Origin of the sequence: Nocardia sp. NPDC005998 (assembly GCF_040614395.1) — a bacterium.
Taxonomy (GTDB): domain Bacteria; phylum Actinomycetota; class Actinomycetes; order Mycobacteriales; family Mycobacteriaceae; genus Nocardia.
On the sequence record NZ_JBEXUI010000011.1, the window covers coordinates 85810 to 107035 of the forward strand.

At 65.2% G+C, this 21226-nt stretch carries 20 protein-coding genes and 1 pseudogene; 15 read left to right on the forward strand and 6 right to left on the reverse strand.

From position 1 onward, the window contains the following. Positions 1-204: 204 nt before the first annotated feature. Entirely contained in the window at positions 205-1206 is a 1002-nt protein-coding gene (locus tag ABZ293_RS17540; RefSeq protein ID WP_355181710.1) for a sigma-70 family RNA polymerase sigma factor, read from the reverse strand. 183 nt (positions 1207-1389) lie between these two features. Here ABZ293_RS17540 and ABZ293_RS17545 point away from each other — a divergent pair, with 183 nt between their 5' ends. After that, on the forward strand, positions 1390-1806 hold the full coding sequence (locus tag ABZ293_RS17545) for a VOC family protein (RefSeq protein ID WP_355181712.1): 417 nt from the start codon (positions 1390-1392) through the stop codon (positions 1804-1806). A 67-nt stretch (positions 1807-1873) separates the two neighbouring features. On the opposite strand, the gene ABZ293_RS17550 is transcribed toward ABZ293_RS17545, so the two are convergent. Then, positions 1874-2656, reverse strand: coding sequence for a crotonase/enoyl-CoA hydratase family protein (locus ABZ293_RS17550; RefSeq protein ID WP_354954398.1), 783 nt, complete (start codon positions 2654-2656; stop codon positions 1874-1876). A gap of 105 nt (positions 2657-2761) precedes the next feature. On the opposite strand from ABZ293_RS17550, the gene ABZ293_RS17555 reads away from it, so the two are divergent. From ABZ293_RS17555 to ABZ293_RS17565, 3 genes and pseudogenes are all read left to right on the forward strand, one after another. After that, a complete protein-coding gene (locus tag ABZ293_RS17555; RefSeq protein WP_355181714.1) occupies positions 2762-4411 on the forward strand; it encodes an acyl-CoA synthetase in 1650 nt (549 codons plus the stop codon). Positions 4412-4571: 160 nt separating this feature from the next. Then, the gene (locus tag ABZ293_RS17560) at positions 4572-5393 is read left to right on the forward strand and encodes an acyl-CoA thioesterase domain-containing protein (protein WP_355181920.1); all 822 of its coding nucleotides are present in this window, start codon (positions 4572-4574) and stop codon (positions 5391-5393) included. 68 nt (positions 5394-5461) lie between these two features. After that, positions 5462-5569, forward strand: a pseudogene (locus ABZ293_RS17565) (SDR family oxidoreductase); the annotation flags it as partial. Here the strand turns inward: ABZ293_RS17565 and ABZ293_RS17570 are convergent. Continuing rightward, positions 5566-6150: a TetR family transcriptional regulator gene (locus ABZ293_RS17570; RefSeq protein ID WP_355181716.1), complete on the reverse strand. Its 585-nt coding sequence runs from the start codon at positions 6148-6150 to the stop codon at positions 5566-5568. The pseudogene ABZ293_RS17565 and the gene ABZ293_RS17570 overlap by 4 nt on opposite strands. A 100-nt stretch (positions 6151-6250) precedes the next feature. On the opposite strand from ABZ293_RS17570, the gene ABZ293_RS17575 reads away from it, so the two are divergent. Continuing rightward, positions 6251-7432, forward strand: a complete 1182-nt coding sequence (locus tag ABZ293_RS17575; RefSeq protein WP_355181718.1) for an FAD-dependent monooxygenase — start codon at positions 6251-6253, stop codon at positions 7430-7432. Positions 7433-7795: 363 nt separating this feature from the next. On the opposite strand, the gene ABZ293_RS17580 is transcribed toward ABZ293_RS17575, so the two are convergent. From ABZ293_RS17580 to ABZ293_RS17590, 3 genes are all read right to left on the reverse strand, one after another. Next, positions 7796-8032: an AbrB/MazE/SpoVT family DNA-binding domain-containing protein gene (locus ABZ293_RS17580; RefSeq protein ID WP_355181720.1), complete on the reverse strand. Its 237-nt coding sequence runs from the start codon at positions 8030-8032 to the stop codon at positions 7796-7798. Between the two features lie 144 nt (positions 8033-8176). Further along, entirely contained in the window at positions 8177-9283 is a 1107-nt protein-coding gene (locus ABZ293_RS17585; RefSeq protein WP_355181722.1) for an acyl-CoA dehydrogenase family protein, read from the reverse strand. Positions 9284-9379: 96 nt separating this feature from the next. Then, positions 9380-10573, reverse strand: a complete 1194-nt coding sequence (locus ABZ293_RS17590) for an acyl-CoA dehydrogenase family protein (protein ID WP_355181724.1) — start codon at positions 10571-10573, stop codon at positions 9380-9382. A gap of 316 nt (positions 10574-10889) precedes the next feature. On the opposite strand from ABZ293_RS17590, the gene ABZ293_RS17595 reads away from it, so the two are divergent. The 10 genes from ABZ293_RS17595 (at position 10890) to ABZ293_RS17640 (ending at position 21187) form a co-directional block, all read left to right on the forward strand. Beyond that, a complete protein-coding gene (locus ABZ293_RS17595; protein ID WP_354959653.1) occupies positions 10890-11078 on the forward strand; it encodes a ferredoxin in 189 nt (62 codons plus the stop codon). Between the two features lie 43 nt (positions 11079-11121). Next, positions 11122-12039, forward strand: a complete 918-nt coding sequence (locus ABZ293_RS17600; protein ID WP_355181726.1) for a 3-oxoacyl-ACP reductase — start codon at positions 11122-11124, stop codon at positions 12037-12039. 314 nt (positions 12040-12353) lie between these two features. Then, complete coding sequence (locus ABZ293_RS17605) at positions 12354-13118, forward strand: ABC transporter permease (protein ID WP_355181728.1); 765 nt, start codon at positions 12354-12356, stop codon at positions 13116-13118. Between the two features lie 4 nt (positions 13119-13122). After that, entirely contained in the window at positions 13123-13974 is an 852-nt protein-coding gene (locus ABZ293_RS17610; protein ID WP_355181730.1) for an ABC transporter permease, read from the forward strand. Between the two features lie 6 nt (positions 13975-13980). Further along, a complete protein-coding gene (locus tag ABZ293_RS17615) occupies positions 13981-15192 on the forward strand; it encodes an MCE family protein (protein WP_355181732.1) in 1212 nt (403 codons plus the stop codon). Beyond that, positions 15189-16220, forward strand: coding sequence for an MCE family protein (locus ABZ293_RS17620; protein WP_355181734.1), 1032 nt, complete (start codon positions 15189-15191; stop codon positions 16218-16220). Before ABZ293_RS17615 ends, ABZ293_RS17620 begins: the two co-directional genes overlap by 4 nt. Continuing rightward, the gene (locus ABZ293_RS17625; protein ID WP_355181736.1) at positions 16217-17284 is read left to right on the forward strand and encodes an MCE family protein; all 1068 of its coding nucleotides are present in this window, start codon (positions 16217-16219) and stop codon (positions 17282-17284) included. Before ABZ293_RS17620 ends, ABZ293_RS17625 begins: the two co-directional genes overlap by 4 nt. Then, positions 17281-18552 (forward strand): MCE family protein, encoded by a 1272-nt coding sequence (locus ABZ293_RS17630; RefSeq protein WP_355181738.1) that lies wholly within the window; start codon positions 17281-17283, stop codon positions 18550-18552. The genes ABZ293_RS17625 and ABZ293_RS17630 overlap by 4 nt, the downstream gene beginning before the upstream one ends. Next, positions 18552-19781 (forward strand): MCE family protein, encoded by a 1230-nt coding sequence (locus ABZ293_RS17635; protein WP_355181922.1) that lies wholly within the window; start codon positions 18552-18554, stop codon positions 19779-19781. Before ABZ293_RS17630 ends, ABZ293_RS17635 begins: the two co-directional genes overlap by 1 nt. Beyond that, positions 19778-21187: an MlaD family protein gene (locus ABZ293_RS17640; protein ID WP_355181740.1), complete on the forward strand. Its 1410-nt coding sequence runs from the start codon at positions 19778-19780 to the stop codon at positions 21185-21187. Before ABZ293_RS17635 ends, ABZ293_RS17640 begins: the two co-directional genes overlap by 4 nt. Positions 21188-21226: the final 39 nt, after the last annotated feature.

Consider the following 21226-nt stretch of genomic DNA (forward strand, 5'->3'; position numbering starts at 1 on the left):
CCTGGTGTGCCTGTCCGCCCTGGTCGATCGCTCGCCTGATCTGCCGCGCGGTCTGCCCGATCGACCGGTCCACCTGGTGTGCCTGTCCAACGGCGTGCTCGCGCGGATCGATTGCTCGACCTGTCTACCTAGCCGCTGGGCCGGCTAAGCCTCCGACCCGGCTGTCGTCCCACCATCCCGCCGCGGACCACCGGCAGCAAAACCTCAGGCGGGTTCGCGCAACTCCGGTGCCAGCCCGAACAGCGGGAACAGCTTTTCGGTGTCGAGGAAGAAGTTGAGTCCGGCGATGCTGTCGCCGTCCAGTTCGAGGACCGTGATCGACCACGGAACCCATACGCCCGCTTCGCTTTCGTGCGGTTTGTAGTGGCCGAAGGCGGGGTGGCCGTTGGCGCCTGGCAGGCGGATCATGCGGGAATCGCGGCAGCCGCTGCCGGTGCCGAGCATGAAGGCGGCCACATTCTCGGGGCCCGAGATCCACAGTTCGATCGGTGGCATGGACAGTGCCACATCGGCTTTCAGCAGGGTGGTCAGGGTGTCCATATCGTAGGCCTCGAAGGCCTTGACGAAATCGTCGACGAGTTTGCGCTGATTGTCATCGGATTCGTCGTAGGTGTCGGTGTCGGCGGGCTGCACCTTCGACATGGTCGCCCTGGCGCGCTGGAGTGCGCTGTTCACCGATGCGGGGGACATGGTCAGTGCCTCGGCGGTCTCGCTGGCCGAAAATCGCAGTACCTCCCGCATGATCAGGATGGCGCGCTGGGTGGCGGGCAGATGCTGACAGGCGGCGACGAATGCCAGCCGCAGCGTGTCCTTGGCGGAGGCGTGGTCGGCCGGATCCGAGCCGAAGGCAAGCGCATTGGGGATCGGCTCGATCCAGACGTAATCCGGCTGCGGCATGGGCAGCGGCGAATCCGGCCGCGACGGACCGGACAGATCCATCGGCCTGGCCCGGCGCTGTGGGCCGTCGAGCATATCGAGGCAGACATTGGTGGTGATCTTGTACAGCCAGGACCGTAGGCTGGCGCGACCCTCGAACGAGTCATAGGACTTCCACGCGCGGGTGAAGGTCTCCTGGACCGCGTCCTCCGCTTCGAAGGAGGAGCCGAGCATGCGATAGGCGTAGGCGCAAAGCTCCCGCCGATGTCCTTCGAAGGATGCGAGGACGTCCGGGGTGAGGCCGACGGTCGAGCCGGACGAGTCGTTCATGGGTGTCACCCTGCCACAGCCCACCGACACATTCGAGACCTGAAGGCCCGCTACCTGCGGATTCAAGATCATCACGGCGGGAACGTCGGCTTGGGCCCGGGTCCGCGGGCGCCGCCGCGATGAGTTCGCCGCGGTCGTTCCGTCTGTACATATAAACCGCCGAAGACGACGTTAGGACCACCCATGCCCAGCAAGATGATCTTCATCAATCTCCCCGTCGCAGACCTGGGCCGGTCCAAGAATTTCTACGAGGCCATCGGCTGGAAGGTGAACCAGGACTTCACCGATGAGAACGCCGCCTGCATCGTCATCGACGACAATATCTGCGCCATGCTGCTCAGCAGGGACTTCTTCACGACCTTCGCCACGCGCCCGATCGCCGATACCGTCGCTACCGTCGGCGGCGCGTTCGCGCTATCGCTGGCGAGCGCGCGCGAGGTGGACATCCTCACCGAGGCCGCGCTGGCCGCTGGCGCCACCGAGGAGCTGCACGAGGATCGCCGCGCCGAGGAGGCCCAGGTCGGCATGTTCGGCCGCACCTTCATCGACCCCGACGGCCACCAGTGGGAGCCCTTCTGGATGGACTATCCCGGCAATTGATCCCGCCGCGGCCGGTCGAATGGTGGCCCGGGTGCCACCATTCGGATCGCCTCGGCAAGAACGTAATTCAGCTGCCGGTGAAGGTGGGCTTGCGCTTTTCGGCGAAGGCCTTGGGGCCCTCCTTGGCATCGGCGGTCCGGAATACCGCCATGCCGAGTTTGGCCTCGATCTGGAAGGCGTCCTCCTCCGGCATGGCCTCGGTCTCCCGAATAGTGCGCAGAATCGCCTGCACCGCAACGGGTCCGTTCGCCGCGATCTGCGCGGCGAGTTCCAGGGCCTTGTCCAATGCGGTGCCGTCCGGGACCACATGCCCGATCAGCCCGATCTCCTTGGCCTCGGCGGCGGTCACATGCCTGCCGGTCAGCAGAATGTCGGCGGCGACGGTGTAGGGAATCTGGCGGACCAGCCGAACGGCCGAGCCGCCGAGCGGGAACAGGCCCCAACGCGCCTCGGACACACCGAATTTCGCGCTCTCCCCGGCCACGCGGATATCGGTGCCCTGCAGGATCTCGGTGCCACCGGCAATGGCCGGACCCTCCACCGCCGCGATCAGCGGTTTGGTGAGCCGGCGGCCCTTGAGCAGCGCCTCCAATTTGGTCGGATCAAAACTACCCGCGGTCGAGGCGTCGCCGGGGTGCCGAGCGGACATCGCCTTGAGGTCCATGCCGGCGCAGAACGCGCCGCCTGCGCCGGTCAGGATCGCGACGCGGATATCGGGATCATTGTCCACCTGGTCCCAGGCGTCGCGCATGATCGCCATCATCTCGGCCGACAGTGCGTTGCGGGCCTCGGGGCGATTCATGGTGACGATGAGGACGTGATCGCGCTTCTCGACGAGGCAATCTGGCATTACTCGATCTCCTGACACTCCAGGGGGATGGCAGGCCGGCGAAGCCGGCCGGGGTGGGCAAATTCAGCCTTGTCAGAAACAGTAACACGTTCTATTTTTAGCTTTGTGAGCTACAACATAGCGGACCTAGTCGAACACGCCATCGATCTGATGCCCGACCGCGTCGCGCTGGCCGACGACGGCCGCGAGGTGACTTACGCGCAGCTGGAGGAGCGAGCTAATAAACTCGCCAACTACCTGCTGCAACAGGGTGTCCAACCGGGCGACAAGGTGGGCATCTATTCGCGGAACACGATCGAGGCCGTCGAGGCCATGGTCGCGGTCTTCAAGGCCCGCGCCGTGATGATCAACGTGAACTTCCGATATGTCGAGAACGAGTTGCAGTATATTTTCGACAATTCGGATATGGTCGCGCTGATCCACGAGCGCCGCTACAGCGACCGGGTGACCGGAGTTCGCCCGAAAACGCCCCTGTTGAAGACGGTCATCGTCGTGGACGACGATACGACCGGCACCATCCCTACCGCAGCGGATTCAGTGGAATACGAGGCGGTGTTGGCGCAGTCCTCGGGCGAGCGGAACTTCGGTGAGCGCTCCGCGGACGATATCTTCATGCTCTACACCGGCGGCACCACCGGCCTGCCCAAGGGGGTGATGTGGCGGCACGAGGATTGGTGGCGCGTACTCGGCGGTGGCATCAACTTCCTCACCGGCGAATACGTCGAGGACGAATGGCACCAGGCCAAGACCGGCGCGGGCAATCCGCAGATGGTCCGGTTCCCGATTCCGCCGATGATCCACGGTGGCTCACAGACGGCGACCTTCCACAGCCTGTTCGACGGCGGCAAGGCCGTGATGATCCCGGAGTTCACCGGGCACGGGGTGTGGCAGCACATCGACCGGCACAAGATCAATCTCATCTTCATCACCGGTGACGCCATGGCCCGGCCGATGGTCGACGCCCTGCTCGAGGGCAATCCGGAAACCGGTGCGCCGTACGACCTTTCGAGTCTGTACCTGATGGCCAGCAGTGCCGCGCTGTTCTCGCCGACGCTCAAGGACAAGTTCCTGGAACTGCTGCCGAACCGGATGATCACCGATTCCATCGGTTCCTCCGAAACCGGTTTCGGTGGTCTGTCCGTTGTCGCCAAGGGCGCCAACCACACCGGTGGTCCGCGGGTGAAGATCGACGCCGCCACCCAGGTACTCGACGACGACGGCAATCCGGTGGTGCCGGGCTCCGGGCAGGTCGGATTCATCGCGCGCAGCGGCCACATTCCGGTCGGCTACTACAAGGACGAGGCCAAGACCAAGGCAACGTTCAAGGAGTTCAACGGAATTCGCTACTCCATTCCGGGCGACTACGCCCGGGTCGAGGAGGACGGCACCGTCACCATGCTCGGCCGTGGTTCGGTCAGCATCAACAGCGGTGGCGAGAAGATCTACCCGGAGGAGGTCGAGGGCGCGCTCAAGATCCACCCGGAGGTCTTCGACGCACTGGTGGTCGGTATCCCCGACGAGCGGTGGGGGCAGCGGGTGGTCGCGGTCGTGCAGTGTCGCGGCGATAAGCGGCCCACCCTGGAGGAACTGCGCCCGGTGCTCACCCAGGAGATCGCGCCCTACAAGCTGCCGCGCAGCCTGTGGTTCGTGGACCAGATCAAGCGCAATCCGGCGGGCAAGCCGGATTACCGCTGGGCCAAGGCGCAGACCGAGGAGCGCCCGGCCGACGAGCACGCCGAGGCGAGCGGCAAGTAAGACGACGGGTACGACCTGAGACCGGCAGGGCTGCCGCGAAAAGCGCGGCAGCCCTGAGTCGTTCGCGGTCGTTCGTGCGCGGGTCGTTGGGGCGGGGCGTGGTGGCATCATTTGTGACGGAGCCGTTCGCGCTGGCATGGAATAGGAGAACGAATTGGCAATGCGCTATGGATTTTTCGAGGCCACCGCGAATGGCTTCGCGCCGTTGCCGTTCGCGGCCAGCGCCTGGTCGCCGAAGATGCTCAACGGTCCCGCCATCTGCGGTCTCATGGCCAGGGCGCTGGAGCGGCAGCACTGTTCGGAAGGGTTCACACCGGCGCGGCTGACCGTCGACCTGTTCCGTCCGACGCTCAATAAGTCGGTGACCGTGGTGACCGAACTGGTCCGCGAGGGTCGGCGGATCCTGGTTGCCGATGCCGCGCTGATGCAGGACGGCGAGGATATGGCCAGGGCGACAGCGATATTTCTGAAGCGATCCCAGCAGCCGCCGGGCAGCCTGTGGACCCGTGCCCGCGATCCGGAGCCGCCCTCGGTACCGGTCGCGACTGGCCCGACCGTACCGCTGTGGGGCAGCGACGCACATGCCGATGGCTGGTCGTCGAGCATGGGCGAGCATCAGAACGACAGTCGAAAGCGTATGTGGCAGGTGCCGATGCGGGTAGTGGAGGAGGAGACCCCGTCGGGATTCGTCGGCGCCGTGGTGATCGGTGAATCGACCAGCCTGATGACGAACTGGGGCAGTGCCGGGATCGGATTCATCAATACCGATATGACGCTGGCACTGGCGCGCACGCCCGTCGGACTGGAGATCGGCGTGGAGGCCGACAATCACATCAGCGCGGACGGAATCGCCGTCGGCAGTGCGACATTATTCGATCGATCCGGGTCCTTCGGCACCTGTGTGGTGACCGCGCTGTCGAATGCCGAGCGTCAGGTGGACTTCTCCGATGATTCGGTGCTCCGGGCCAGAGTTGGGATCTGACTTTCGGTGATCACCAGCCGCGCCCGCGGATCGGTGAAAGCAAGATGGCTCCGGCCATCGGCCCGCTGCTCGGTGCACCCGAGATGGTCGCGGGCGTGGTCGCCATGGTTGCCTCCGATGACGGTGAATTCATCACGGGCACAACGATTCACGTCGATGGCGGCGCGCACGTCTAGCTGGGTGCGGAAGTCAGGTAACGCTGGAGGGTCGGTGCGATGTCCGCGATGATCTGGTCGCGGGTCAGGCCGACCACCGGCGGCAGCTCGAGCACGTAACGGCACAGTGCGAGCCCGAGCATCTGGGTGACGATCAATCCCCCGCGGCGCTGCGCATCGGCCGGATCGCCGAAGCGCAGCACTGCGGGGAGCACCTGTTCGGTGAAGATCTCCCGAAAGCGTTCGCTCACGGTCTCATCGGTGATCGACGAGCGCAGCAGAATCACCAGCACCTTGTTATCGGGCTGGTCCTCCCAGATCGCCAGGAATCGGCGAACCAGCAACTCGCCGAGGCTGCTCGGCTCGGCCGACGCCAGATCCGGCAGCTCGAGGCGCACATCGACGGCCGCGGCGAACAGTCCGTCCTTGCTGCCGAAATAGCGCATCACCATCGATGGATCGATGGCGGCGTCGGCGGCGATGGCCCGGATGGTCGCCTTGCGGAACCCCTCGGCGGCGAAGCGGGCGCGGGCGGCTTCCAGAATGGCCGCGCGGGTCGCGTCCGAGCGGCGCGCAGGCGGTTGATCAGTGTCGATACTCATGCCAACAAGTGTAGGCCAACAACTGTTGACGTTCCTAGCCGATCGGGGCTACAGTTATGCCAACAAGCGTTGGCCTACAGATGTTGACTTAGGAGTTCCGATGAACACCACCCCGCTGCCGGAGACAACTTCCGTAGTCATCGTTGGGGCCGGTCCGGCCGGATTGACCACCGCGATCACCCTCGCCGACGCCGGAATCGACTTCGTCCTGCTGGACCGGCTCGCCGAGGGCGCCAACACCTCCCGCGCCGCCGTCGTGCACGCCAGAACGCTGGAGGTGCTCGAGGGGCTCGGCATCGCCGATGAACTCATCTCCCGCGGCATGGTGGTGTCGACCTTCACGGTGCGCGACGGTGGCCGCACCCTGGCCACCGTGCGGTTCGACGGACTGCCCACCGAGTACCCGTACACGCTGATGGCTCCGCAGGACACCACCGAGGCGGTCTTGCTCGAGCGGCTGCGCAAGGCGGGCGGCGAGGTGTACCGGCCCTACGAGATCACTCGCATCGTCGACGAAAACGGTGGCGTCACAGTCGAATACACCGATGGCACCGGTGCACGCGGCCGCATTCGCGCGGACTATGTGGTCGGTGCGGACGGTATGCACAGCGTCGTCCGTGAGCAGGCGGGCATCGGCTTCACCGGTGCGACCTATCCGGAATCCTTCGTACTCGCCGACGTCCGGATGGACTGGCCGATCGCGCGCAACGAAGTGACGCTGCACCTTTCACCCGAGGGCGTAACGGTGGTTGCGCCACTGCCCGACGACACCGAGCCCAACCGCTACCGGGTTGTCGCCACCGTCGCCGAGGCCCCCGAACACCCGACCGTCGAGGACATCCGAACCATCCTGGACACTCGCGGCCCCGGCGGCGCCGTGCAGGTCCGCGAGGTGCAGTGGAGCTCGCGCTTCCGGGTGCACCACCGGGTGGCCGACCGCTACCGCGCGGGCCGGGTGCTGCTCGCAGGCGACGCCGCCCACGTGCACAGCCCCGCAGGCGGACAGGGCATGAACACCGGCATCCAGGACGCGGCCTTCCTCGGCCCCTTGCTCGCCCGAGTCGTCAACGGCGAGCCCGACACCGTACTGGACACCTACGAAACCACCCGCCGCCCAGTAGCTCTCGGCGTCGTCGCCTTCACCGACCGCATGACCAAGATGGCCACCCTGCGCCCACTGCCCGCCCGCCTGGCCCGCAACACCGCGATATCGATCCTGACCAGTATCCCCGCCGTCCGCACCAAGCTCGCCTACCAACTGGCCGAACTCGCCAACCGCTGACCGATACCGAACGCCTCTGCCCACCAGCGGAGGCGTTCGTCATTCCGGCTCCCAGCCCACGGCAGGGTCTGCGGTGTCGATCGGGGGACCGTGGACATCGAAGTGCTGCGAAGACGAGACCTACAGCGGGACAAGGCAATCTAACGGCTTCTGTTCGGCCGTGGGCTGCGGGCGGGTTCAGGGCGTGGGTGCGATCAGTTCTACGGTCGGAAAACCGAGCAGCATCACGTGTCAGCAGTCGATATCCGGCGACTGCGGCATCGACGCCAATGTAGAAGTCGGGCATCGGCGAGCGCTTGTCGCCGCTGTTACGGCGATGCGAATCGAGCAGTATGACCGGTCCGTTGACAGGAGTTGGACAACTCACCCACGGAGCAGATCCATGATCTCGTCGGTGCTCATGCCCTCGATATCTCGGCTGTCGGCGGTTCCGCGCAGTCGCCGAACGAGTCGTTGCCCACGAGCGGGGGCGCCTTTGGTGCGCGCGATCCGAAGGGGGTTATCGACCTCGATGACTTCGATGTCGTCGCCTGTACGCAGATCGTGCTCGGCGCGCGGCTGCGCGGGGATTGTCACCTGGCCCTTGCTGTTGAGCCGCACAGCATCCTCCCTTGCCGCAACGGTAGTACCACGAACATTGTGTACTACTACCGCAAAAGGGCTGTTCAGCACAGGTGTGTCGGCACACCGATCGGCCCGCCGGCGGCAGGTCCGGCGGGCCGATATGGTGCGGCAAATCCTGGGTCAGGCAGGGGTTTCCGCGAGGAGTGCGCCGATGGCGCGCAGGTGGTCGGTGGCCGCGCCGAGGGCGAATTCATTGTGTTTGGCGGCGGTGAAGTAGTTGTGCACGATGTGGTCGCGGTCGATGCCGACGCCGCCGTGCACGTGGACCACGGTGTGCGCCACCCGATGTCCGGCATCGGCGGCCCAGAATTTGGCGGTGTGCACCGCTTCGGCGCTGGCCAGATCCTCGGAGACCCGCCAGGCGGCCTGGGTGACCGCCAGTCGCAGACCTTGGACATCGATGTAGGCGTCGGCGAGGCGCTGGGCGACGGCTTGGAAGCTGCCGACGGCCTTGCCGAATTGTTCACGCTCGCGGGCATATTCGGCGACCAGCTCGAGTGCGCGTTCCAATGTGCCCAATTGCTGAGCGCTCAGTCCCAGCCAGGCGCGGGTCAGGATCCAGTCCAGGATCTCCGCGCCGGAGGCCACCGTCGCGACCAATTCGGCCGGGGTGTCGTGGAATTCGACGCCGAACTCGGCGCTGAAGTCCACCACGCTCTGGGCGGTCACCTTGACCGTCGCATCGGCGGGATCCACCAGGAACAGGGCCGGAGCTCCGGAAACGGTGGCGGGGATCAGAATGCGGGCCGCGCGGTCGGCGTAGGGCACCGTGGTCTTGGCGCCGGTGAGCCGCCAGCCGCCAGCGGCCTCGTGTGCCACCGTGGTCGGCTTGGTCGGCTCCCAATTGTGTTCCTCGGCCAGCCCGGCGGTGAGGATGACGCTGCCATCGGCCGCCCGGCGCGCCCAATCCTGCTGGGTGTCCGAGCCGAATTGGGCGAGCGCGCCCGCGCCGACCACGATCGACCACAGGTACGGCACCGCCGCGACATGCTTGCCGAGTTCGCGCAGCACGGCGCTCTGCTCGAGTGCGCCGAAGTCGCCGCCGCCCACCGATTCGGGCAATGCGGCGGCCAGCACGCCGGTCTCGGCGAGGGACTGCCACAGCGGCTCATCGAAGCGGCCCTCGGCGTCGAGTTCGCGGATCCGGTCGGCGGTGACCAATTTGGCGCAGACCTCGGCGGTCAGGCGGGTCAGGTCGAGCTGAGCTTCGGTGGGTGTGAAATCCATGGTGTCTACCTGCTTTCTGCGGTGCGAGCGACGGGCCCGGCGGCGGTGGCTTGGGTGACCACGTAGGGCCCCGGGAGCACCGCGATTGAATACAGCTCAGCGTGCCGCGGCGGGTTGCTTGAGTGCGGTCATGGCGATGATGTCGCGCTGGACCTCGTTGGTGCCGCCGCCGAAGGTCAGGATCAGCGCGGCGCGGTGGAACCGCTCCAACCGTCCGCGCAGTTCCGCGCCGGGGGAGTCCTGGCGCAGATATGCCTGCGGGCCCAGGATTTCCATCAGCAGGCGGTAGGCCTCGGTGGCCAGTTCGGTGCCGTAGACCTTGCAGGTCGAGGCGTCCCATGGCCGCGGCGCGGCATCGCCGCCCGCATCGGCTCGGCTGGCGATCTCCCAGTTCAGCAGCTTCAGGTACTCGACCTTGGCCTGCACCTTGGCCAGATTCAGCCGCACCCATTCCTGGTCGATCACCCGGGAACCATCGCCCGCCTTGGTATTGCGGGCCCATTCGGTGGTCTGGTTCAGCGCGACGGTGAGCGGTCCGGCGGAGGTCAGGGCGACGCGTTCGTGATTGAGCTGATTGGTGATCAGCGCCCAGCCGCCGTTCTCCTGGCCGACGAGCGAGCTGGCGGGGACCCGGACGTCCTGGTAGTAGGTGGCGCTGGTGTCCGGTCCGGCCATGGTGTGCACCGGGGTCCAGGAGAAGCCCTCGGCCGTGGTCGGCACGATGAGCATGCTGATGCCCTTGTGCTTCTTGGCAGTCGGATCGGTGCGGACCGCGAGCCATACATAGTCGGCGTAGGCGATCAGGCTGGTCCACATCTTCTGGCCGTTGATCACGTAGTCGTCGCCGTCGCGCACCGCCGTGGTGCGCAGGCTGGCCAGGTCGGTGCCCGCGCCCGGCTCGGAATAGCCGATGGAGAAGTGCAGCTCGCCCGCGGCGATCTTGGGCAGGAAGAACTTCTTCTGCTCCTCGCTGCCGTAATGCATGATCGTCGGCGCCACCGAATTGATGGTCAGGAAGGGCACCGGCGCGCCCGCGATGGCCGCCTCATCGGTGAAGATGAGCTGATCCATGGTCGGGCGATCCTGCCCGCCGAACTCCTTGGGCCAGGCCAGGGTGAGCCAGCCGTCGCGGCCCATTTCCTGGACCACCTCGCGGTAGACGTTGCCGTGCCCGTACTCGCCGGTGGTCGCGCTCAGCGCGGCTCGGCGCTCCGGGGTGATCAGCCGCGCGAAGTAGTCGCGCAGCTCCGCACGGAGCTGTTCCTGCTGCGGCGTGTACGCAATGCGCATGGCAGTACCTCTTGGGGGATGGTGAGCCGACGGAGCTTGCGGAGTCGGCGGGGTGGGTATAGCGGATGGGGGATGGTCAGCCGACGGAGCCTGCGGAGTCGGCGGGGTGGGTATAGCGGATGGGGGATGGTCAGCCGACGGAGCCTGCGGAGTCGGCGGGGTGGGTATAGCAGAGCCTTCGTTCGATGTCGGTTAACCGATCATTGCATATGAACTGAAACATGTTCCAGTATTGCGACCGAATGTGGTCGATGACGACGCACGACATCAGATCGTGTTGTTAGGCTTCGATCAGAGCATCAGTGAAGGAGTTGTCATGAAGGTCAGTGTTGATCTGGACCAGTGCGAAGCCAATGGAATTTGTGTCGGAATCGCTCCCGACGTCTTTGAACTCGATGATGACGATCAGCTGCACATCTTGGTCGGTGAGGTGGCGGAGGATCGGCTCGATGATGTCCGCGACGCGGTTGCTCAGTGCCCCAAAGCGGCCCTCCGGCTGCAGTGACGGGCGCTTGCCGTAAATAGGAACACGTTCTAGAGTCGGCCCCGTGAGTGATGCAGACAACAACGGTGTGAGTCTTGCGGGCCGGGTGGCCATCGTTACCGGTGGCGGCGCTGGGCTGGGACGGGCCGAGGCGCTCGCCCTGGCGGGCGCGGGCGCGTCGGTGGTGGTCAACGATCTGTCGGAATCGGATGCGGTGGCCGAGACCCTCGCCGATATCCGGGCACTCGGGGCCAAGGCGGAGTTCGTCGCGGGCAGCATTGCCGAGCGCGCGACCGCCGATGCGCTCATCAGCGCCGCCGAGGAGGCATTCGGCGGCGTCGACATCGTGGTGAACAATGCGGGCATCACCCGCGACCGGATGCTGTTCAACATGTCCGATGAGGACTTCGACGCGGTGATCGCGGTACATCTGCGCGGTCATTTCCTGTTGTCGCGCAACGCCGGCGCCTACTGGCGGGCCAAGTCCAAGGCGGCGGGTGCGCCGATCTACGGCAGGCTCATCAACACCTCCTCCGAAGCCGGACTGCTCGGCCCGGAGGGGCAGGCCAACTATGGCGCCGCCAAGGCCGGTATCACCGCGCTGACGCTCTCCGCCGCACGCGGGCTGTCCCGTTTCGGCGTGCGCGCCAATGCCATTGCGCCGCGGGCGCGCACCGCGATGACCGAAGCGGTCTTCAGCGCCGCACCGGAGGGCGGTATCGATCCGCTCGCGCCGGAACATGTCGCCCGGTTGGTCGCCTTCCTCGCCTCGCCCGCCGCCGACGCGGTCAACGGGCAGCTGTTCGTGGTCTACGGGCCGATGGTCGCGCTGATGGCCGCACCGGTGGTCGAGCAGCGCTTCGATGCGGCCGGTGACCAGTGGACTTCCACCGATCTTGCCGCCACGCTCGGCGGTTACTTCGCTGAGCGCCCCGCCGGGCGTACGTTTTCTGCATCTTCGCTGATCGATCTCGACCGCTAGCAACTGCTTGCGGGTAGCTTGCAATAGTCGGGTTACTCAGTGATGGCAGCTGCCATCGAGCGGCTGACCAGCTGTTGATCATCACTTCGGCAGTTGGTAGACATGGGAGTCAAGGTGTGCCCCGCCTCACAAGGGTTAGGTCATCCTGAATTGATACAGGTTGCAAATTCATAGGCCGAAACAAGCAAAAAGAGCTGTTTAAAAGTGGCGAAAAGCTTCCTACGGCAATGTGAACGTGTTCTAATCGTTGCGGCGATGCGGCCGAGGAGGGGCATCGTGCGGTGTGCTAGCAGGATGAGCAAGGAGGATCGCGCATGAACGAGGTCCTTGCCGTGCCATTGCGTGCTGTTGGTGGTTTTTTCGAACTTGTTGCCGACGTTGCACGAGCCAGCATTCGACGACCATTCCAAGGGCGCGAGTTCATTGATCAGGCCTGGTTCATCGCACGCGTTTCGATCATTCCGACAGTGCTGGTCGCGATTCCGTTCACCGTGTTGGTGAGCTTCACGCTCAACATCCTGCTGCGCGAGATCGGCGCCGCCGATCTCAGCGGTGCCGGTGCGGCATTCGGTACGGTCACCCAGGTCGGGCCGATTGTCACGGTATTGATCGTCGCTGGCGCTGGCGCCACCGCGATCTGCGCGGATCTCGGTGCCAGAACCATCCGCGAGGAGATCGATGCGATGCGCGTGCTCGGCATCGATCCGATCCACCGGCTGGTCGTGCCGCGGGTGCTGGCCTCGATGTTCGTGGCACTGTTGCTGAACAGCCTGGTGTCCACCATCGGCATTGTCGGCGGCTTCGTCTTCTCGGTGTTCCTGCAGGATGTGAATCCCGGCGCGTTCGTCAATGGCATCACCCTGCTCACCCATCTGCCCGAGCTGGTCATCTCCGAAGTGAAGGCAGGTTTGTTCGGGCTGATCGCCGGACTGGTGGCCTGTTATCTCGGCCTGAATGTCAAAGGTGGTCCCAAGAGTGTCGGTGATGCGGTGAATCAGACCGTTGTCTTCGCCTTTATGGCCCTGTTCGTGGTGAACGTCGTGGTCACCGCCGTCGGCATCAAGTTCGCGGCGCGGTGAGGCGATGGCATTCGTAATCCAGTCCCGGTTCCCGCGTACCGTGCGGCGAGTGCGTCGTTTTTCGGACTCACTCGATTCGGTGGGTAAACATGCGGTGTTCTATGCGCAGACGATCGGATCCATCCCGCGCGCCCTGCTGCACTATCGGACCGAGACGATTCGATTGATCGCCGAAATCAGTATGGGCACAGGCGCTTTGGCCGTGATCGGTGGCACGGTTGTCATCGTCGGATTTCTCACGCTGTTCACCGGCGGCACCATCGCGGTGCAGGGTTACAGTTCGCTCGGCAATATCGGCGTCGAGGCGCTGACGGGCTTCTTCTCGGCATTCATCAATGTGCGCATCGCGGCGCCGGTGATCTCCGGAATCGGTTTGGCCGCAACGATCGGCGCGGGCTCGACCGCGCAGCTCGGCGCCATGCGGGTGGCCGAGGAGATCGACGCGCTGGAGTCCATGGCAATTCGGCCGGTGCCGTATCTGGTCGGCACCAGGGTGCTCGCGGGCATGATCGCGATCGTGCCGCTGTACGCGCTGGCGGTCATCTGCTCGTTCATCGCGAGTCGCTTTGCCACCGTGGTGATCTACGGGCAGTCCGCGGGCGTCTACGACCACTACTTCTCCACCTTCCTGATCCCCAGCGACATCCTCTGGTCCTTCGCCCAGGCGATCCTCATGGCCTTGGCGGTCATGATGATCCACACCTACTACGGCTACAACGCCGCGGGCGGACCGGTCGGTGTGGGGATCGCGGTCGGCAATGCGGTGCGGGCCTCATTGGTCGCGGTGGTCACGGTGACGCTGCTGATCTCGCTGGCCATTTACGGCACCTCCGGCAACTTCCATCTCTCCGGGTAGAGCGGTATGGCAACGAAGCAATCGGGAAGCGGCCTCGGCGCGGTACTGCGCGGCGGGCTAGGGCTGAAGCTGGCCGGGCTCGGCATGGTGCTCGCGCTGGTCGCGATCGTGTCCGTCGCGATGGTCATGTTCTTCGGCGGGTTCACCAAGACGGTGACCGTCACGGTCGTCGCACCGCGCAGCGGTCTGGTGCTCGACCCCGACGCCAAGGTGAAGATTCGCGGGGTGGAGATCGGCCGGGTCTCGGAAATTAAGCAGACCGGCGATGGCGCCAGGCTCACGCTGGCAATGGATCCCGAACTGCTGAAAATGGTTCCGTCCAATGCGGCCGTGGATATCAAGTCCACCACCGTATTCGGCGCCAAATACATCAATTTCATTGTGCCGGAACAAGCCTCGTCCGCCTCGCTGAAGCCCGGTGCGACCGTGACGGCCCAGTCGGTGACCGTCGAATTCAATACGCTGTTCCAGCATTTGACCGATGTGCTGCAGAAGATCGAGCCGGAAAAGCTCAATGCCACCCTGTCGGCGTTGGGCACCGCGCTGCAGGGGCGCGGCGAGAAGCTCGGTGATCTGCTCGCCCGCAGCGATGCCTACCTGCGCGATATCAACCCGAGTCTGCCCGCGCTGCAACGGGATCTGGTCGCCTCGACCGGCGTGACCAACCTGTACGCCGACACCGTGCCGGATCTGCTGCGCACCACCGATAACGCGACCGTGACGGCCAGGACGATCGTCGAGGAGCAGGAGAACGTCGATGCGATGCTGGCCAATCTGATCGGACTGGCCGACACCACCGGCTCGGTCCTGCGCGAGAACGAACACCCACTGGTGACGGCGCTGGATCTGCTGCGTCCGACCACCCAGCTGCTCAACGACTACAAGCCCGCGCTGTACTGCCTGGTCGTCGGCCTGGCCAATGTGCTCCCGATCGGTGAGGACATCTTCGGCGGGCGGTTCGACGCGGTGCCGCTGAATGCGAGTTTCATGCCCGGTGCCGATGCCTACCAGTACCCGCAGGATCTGCCGAAGGTCAACGCCACAGGCGGGCCGCACTGCGACGGCGTCGTCGACCGGGTGCCCGACAGCCACGCGAACTTCGTGGTCACCGATACCTCCGAGGGCCATGTCTGGACGCCGTCGACGACGACACATCTGAATGGTCCCAAGGTGTTCCAGATCCTGTTCGCCGGACTGCCGGGGGTGGGGCAGCCGTGAACAGTAAGCGCGCGACAACCATCAAGCTGACCATCTTCACCGTGGTGATGGCGCTGGTCCTGGCCGGGCTGGTGGTGGTGTTCAGCCAGATGCGCTTCGCCAGGGAGAGTGGCTATCACGCGGTGTTCACCAGCTCGTCCGGCATGCTGGACGGCGCCAAGGTGCGCATCGCCGGTGTGCCGGTCGGTTCGGTGACCGGCGTGCACGTCGGCAAGGACAATCTCGCGCATGTCGATTTCGACGTGGACAGCAAGTACCGGCTCTACACCAGCACCAAGGCGACCATCCGCTACGAAAACCTGGTCGGTGACCGGTATCTCGAACTGCTGGAGGGGCCGGGTACCGCCAAGGTGATGTCGAAGGGCGGCACCATCGGACTCGATCGCACCTCGCCCGCGCTCGATCTCGATATGCTGCTCGGCGGCTTCCGGCCGCTGCTGCGCGGACTGGATCCGGCCCAGGTGAACGATCTGACCGAGGCGCTGCTGCAGGTCTTCCAAGGGCAGGGCGGCACGCTGGTCGCGCTGCTGAACAGCTCGGGATCGTTCGGTAAGACCCTGGCCGACCGAGATGCGTTGATCGGCAGTGTGATCGAGAATCTGAAGACCGTGCTCACCACGATCGATGAGCGCGATCAGCAGTTCGGCACCACACTCGACGAATTGCAGCGCCTGGTCAGTGGTTTGGCCGCCGATAAGGATCCGATCGGCGCGGCGCTGCCGCGGATCGCGGGCGCGACGGGGGATCTGACCGATCTGCTGCAACAGGCACGACCGGATCTGAAGACCACCTTCGAGCAGGCCGGCATCCTCGCCGCCACCCTCGACGACGGATCCGACAACATCCAGTGGGTGCTCGATCGGCTGCCAGATACCTATAAGAAGCTGGTCCGGATCGGTGCGTATGGATCGTTCCTGAACATGTACATCTGCGGCACGAACTTCCTGGTCGACGGTCCCGACGGCAAGCCGATGCACATCACCCTGCCCGGTTTGCAGACAACGGGAAGGTGTGCGAAGAGCCGATGAAAGAAACCCGATCACGCGCCGTCTCCCTCGGCATCATCGGCATTGTCCTCGCTACCGCGATCTCGCTGTCGGCCCTGCAAGTCGACCGGTTGCCGTTCATCCGCTCCGGCGCGACCTACACCGCGTATTTCGCCGATGCGGGCGGGCTGGTGCCAGGTGACCATGTACAGGTCGCCGGGGTGCGCTCCGGACGGGTCGAGCAGGTGCGGTTGGACGGTGCGAAGGTCTACGTCCGGTTCACCCTGGACGAATCGATCGTGCTGGGTAATAAAACGAGCGCCGCCATCAAGACGAATACAGTGCTCGGCCGCAAGTCGCTCGAGGTGACGCCGTCGGGCAGCGGTTCGACCCGGCCGGACGACACGATTCCGCTGGACCGCACCACCTCGCCCTATTCGCTCACCGACGCGCTCGGCGATCTGTCGAATACCGTCAAGGGCCTGGATATGGATCAGGTCAACAAGACCCTCGACGCGCTGTCGGCGACCTTCGCCGATACCCCGGCCCCACTGCGGTCGGCCCTCGATGGCGTCACCCAGCTCTCGCGCAGCCTGAACGCCCGGGACAAGGCGCTGACCGATCTGCTCGGCCGGGCCCAGAATGTCACCAAGGTGCTGGCCGATCGCAGCAATCAGATCGATGCGCTACTGGTCGACGGCAATGCACTGCTCGGTGAACTGGACCGGCGGCGCGGCGCGCTCAGCCAGTTGATCGTGTATGTGAACGGGCTGGCCCAACAGCTGAGCGGATTCGTCAACGATAACGAGGCGCAGCTGAAACCCACACTGGACCGGCTGAATTCGGTGCTGGCACTGCTGCAGTCGAATAAGGACAACCTCTCCAAGGCCCTCGACGGACTCGGCCCGTTCGCGGCCGCGCTGGGCGAACAGGTCGGCAGCGGTCCGTACTTCCAGGCGTATGTCTCCAACGCGAGCACGCGGAGTCTGCAAATGCTGGTCGACGCGCTGGTGTGGCCGCAGCATCTGCCGGACTCCTTGCGCGCCTACCTCACCGACCCCGCGCCGCCGTCGATCGAGCCCGCGATTCAGGAGCCACCGCGATGAACGCCCTACGCACCATTCGTACCGCGCCGCGGTGGGCGCGGGTGCTCGCCCTCGTCGTCATCGCCGCGCTGGTCGTCGTCGGGGGATGGACCCTGGTGTCGCGGATCGGAAAGACCTCGGTCACCGCGTATTTCCCGTCCACGAACGGTTTGTACGCCGGTGACGACGTGCGCGTGCTCGGGGTCAAGGTCGGCCGGATCGACTCGATCGATCCGGGCAAGGACAAGGTTCGGGTCGAGATGACGCTGGACCGCGGTATCAAGATTCCCGTGGATGCCAGGGCGGTCATTATTTCGCCGTCGCTGGTGGCGGCGCGGTTCATCCAGTTGGCGCCCGCCTACACCGGTGGGCCGAAGTTGGGTGACGGCGGCGTGATTCCGATCGAGCACACCGCCGTTCCGGTCGAATGGGATGACATCAAGACCGAATTATCCAAGCTGGCAACGACGCTCGGTCCGGTCGGGGATGACAAGCAGGGCTCGTTCGGGCGGTTCGTGAACACCGCCGCCGACAATCTCGGCAATGGCAACGCGCAGGCGCTGCGCGATACCCTGCGCGAGCTGTCGCACACCCTGAGTACGTTGTCGGACGGGCGCACCGATCTGTTCGGCACCATCCGCAATCTCCAGCAGTTCGTGGATGTGCTGTCGAAGAGCAATGATCAGATCGTGCAATTCGGCGGGCGGCTGGCCTCGGTATCGTCGGTGCTCGCGAATGTTTCCGGCGATCTCGGTGCCGGGCTGGACAATCTGGATATCGCCGTCGGTGATGTCAAGCGGTTCATCGACGAACGCGGCGGCGCGCTGACCGAGGGCGTGCAGCGCTTGTCCGAGGTCACCCAGAACCTCGCGGATAAGCGGCCCCAGCTCGAGCAGGTATTGCATGCCGGGCCATCGGCTCTGGTGAACTTCTATCAGATCTACGATCCGGCGCAGGGCAGTCTCACCGGCGCGGTCGTCGCGCCGAACTTCGCCAATCCGTTCGCCTTCCTCTGCGGCGCGGTCGAGGCGAACGAGGCCAATGGATCCGACCAGAGCGCCGCACTGTGCAGGCAGTACCTCGCACCGGTGATCCAGCAGCTCATGATGAATTACCCGCCGCTGCTGGCCAATCCGGTCTCCAACCAGACCGCGTTCCCGCACCAGCTGGTCTACAGTCCGCCGAGTCTGGCCGCGAACGGGCCCAGTGCCGACCCGGTCGCGGAGTCGAATCCGGTCACCGTGCCGAACGGTATCGCCGGACTGGCCATTCCGGGAGGAGGGCGATGATGCGACGCCGAGGGATGCGGCTGGCCGGTGCGGCGATCGGCCTTGCCGTCGCGCTGGGAGTCAGTGGCTGTCAGTGGGACGGACTCAACTCGCTGCCCATGCCGGGTGCGGCCGGAAATGATCCGAACGCCTATGAGGTCAAGATCCAGATGCCCAATGTCACCACGCTGACCCGTAATTCGCCGGTCCGCGTCAATGACGTGACGGTCGGCACGGTGCAGAAGATCGAGGTGGAGGGCTGGCACGCGCTGGTCACCGTCACCCTGAACCACGATGTGAAGCTGCCGGCCAACTCGACCGCCAAGATCGGGCAGACCAGCCTGCTGGGCAGCAATCACCTCGAACTCGCCGTGCCGAAAGATGTACCCCCGCAGGGTGAACTGAAGGCCGGCGCGGTGATCCCACTGGAGCGGGCCGGCGTCTATCCGACCACCGAGCAGACACTGTCCTCGCTGTCGGTGGTGCTCAACGGCGGCGGTATCAGCCAGCTCGAAACCATCACCCATGAACTCAATGCCGCGTTCACCGGCCGTCAGGATGCGATCCGGGACCTGCTGCCGCAGCTGACCCAGCTGACCACCACGCTGGACACCCAGACCAAGGACATCATCGACGCGATGGGCGGACTCGACCGGTTCGCGGGCACGCTGGCCCAGCAGAAGGATCGGGTGGCCGCGGCCATCGAGCAGATCCACCCGGCGCTGACCGTGCTCGCCGACCGCCGCCAGAACATCACGAATACCATTACCGCCCTTGGTGATCTGAGCGATGTGGTGCAGCGGATCCTGTCCCAGGGCGGGGACGATCTGAAGGCGAATCTGCGGAATCTGGCACCGGTGCTGGAGACCCTGGCCAGCACCGGGAACAGCCTCGTCGAGGTCATGAAGTTGATATTCACCTTCCCGTTCCCGATGAAGAATCTCGACAACGCGGTCAAGGGCGATTACATGAACCTGCTCATGACCGTTGATCTCACGGGTAAGCGGCTGGATTCGAACTTCCTGACCGGTACCCCGCTGGGCGGTCGGTTCGGTGGCGTCGAGGGCGCACTCGGTGGGCTGGCCGGTACCGCGGAGGGCAATAGCGATCCGGCGACGGCGCCGCTGCAGCCATCGCCCGCGACCCCGGCGCCGACGCCGAGTATCCCCGGGCTGCCGCCGATTCCGGGGCTGCCCGCGATTCCCGGTCTCACCGTTCCGCCCGCCGGACAGGCAGGTGCGGGCCGATGAAACTGACGCGCTTCGTCCGGATCCAGTTGACCATCTTCTCGGTGCTGACGGTGATCGGCCTGGTGGTGATGGGCGGCGTCTATGTGGGGCTGCCCGCCATGTTCGGCATCGGCCGCTATGAGGTGACGGTCAAGCTGCTTGCCACCGGCGGGCTGTATCCGACGGCCAATGTCGCCTACCGCGGCACGAATGTCGGCAAGGTGGAAGAGGTTCGGCTCACCCCGCAGGGCGTGGACGCGAAGCTGTCCATCGATAGCGATTACAAGATTCCCGCTGACGTCGACGCGTGGGTGCGCAGCGTCTCGGCCATCGGCGAACAGTACGTCGATCTGGTTCCGGTCCCGAATCCCAAGGGCGGCAACCTGTCCAACGGCTCGGTGGTCCCGGTGGATCGCACCAGGCTGCCGGAGGACATCGGTTCGGTGCTCGACCGCTCCGACCGCCTGTTGGCCAGCATCGCCGACACCAAGCTGCGCCAAGTGATCGATGATGCGTTCAAGGCGTTCAACGGTGCCGGACCGGATCTGCAGAAGTTCATCGACTCCGCATCGCTGCTGGTGCAGGAGGCGCAGGCCAATGTGGAGCCGACCAAGGATCTGCTGGAGAAGATCGGCCCGCTGCTGGACACGCAGAACCAGTCCGATGCCGCCATCCGGTCCTGGACCCGTGACCTGGCAACGGTCACCGACCAACTGCGCGCCCATGATCCGTCGCTGCGCAATGTCATCGAGAAGACTCCCGGTGCGGCGCAACAGGTGAGTTCGCTGTTCCAGGATCTGCGGCCGACGCTGCCGATCCTGCTGTCGAACCTGGTCAGCATCGGTCAGGTCGGGGTGACCTACCACGCCGGTCTGGAACAGATCCTGGTGGTCTATCCGCCGCTGACCGCCGCCTTTTTGACCGTCATCCGCGGACCGGTCGAATACGGCGCGGTCGTCGACTTCCACCTGGAACTCAACGATCCGCCCGGCTGTACCACCGGCTTCTTGACACCGGAGCAGCGCCGGTCACCGGCGCAGCTCGACGCCCCGGACACCCCGCCCGGCCTGTACTGCAAGGTGGCGCAGAACGCCAAGGAAGCGGTGCGCGGCATCCGCAATACGCCGTGTATGGAGGTGCCGGGCAAGCGGGCGCCGACACCGGAGCTCTGCCGCGACCCGATCGGCTATGTGCCGGAAGGCAATAACCCGCCGTTCGGCCCGCCGCAGCCGGTGACGCCGTCCGGCGACCCGATCGGTGACCAGGGCTCGACCCACCCGGCGGCGCACAGTACGACATTGGATCCCGGCAGCGGGACGTTCATGGGACCGGACGGACGCACGTACCGTCAGGGGGATATCGGAAAGGACGGATCCGGCACGATACCGTCGAGTTGGCAGGCGATGCTTCAGGAGCAGCAACAATGAGTGAGCGCAGCGAGCGAATCATCGACACAGCGTGCTTCG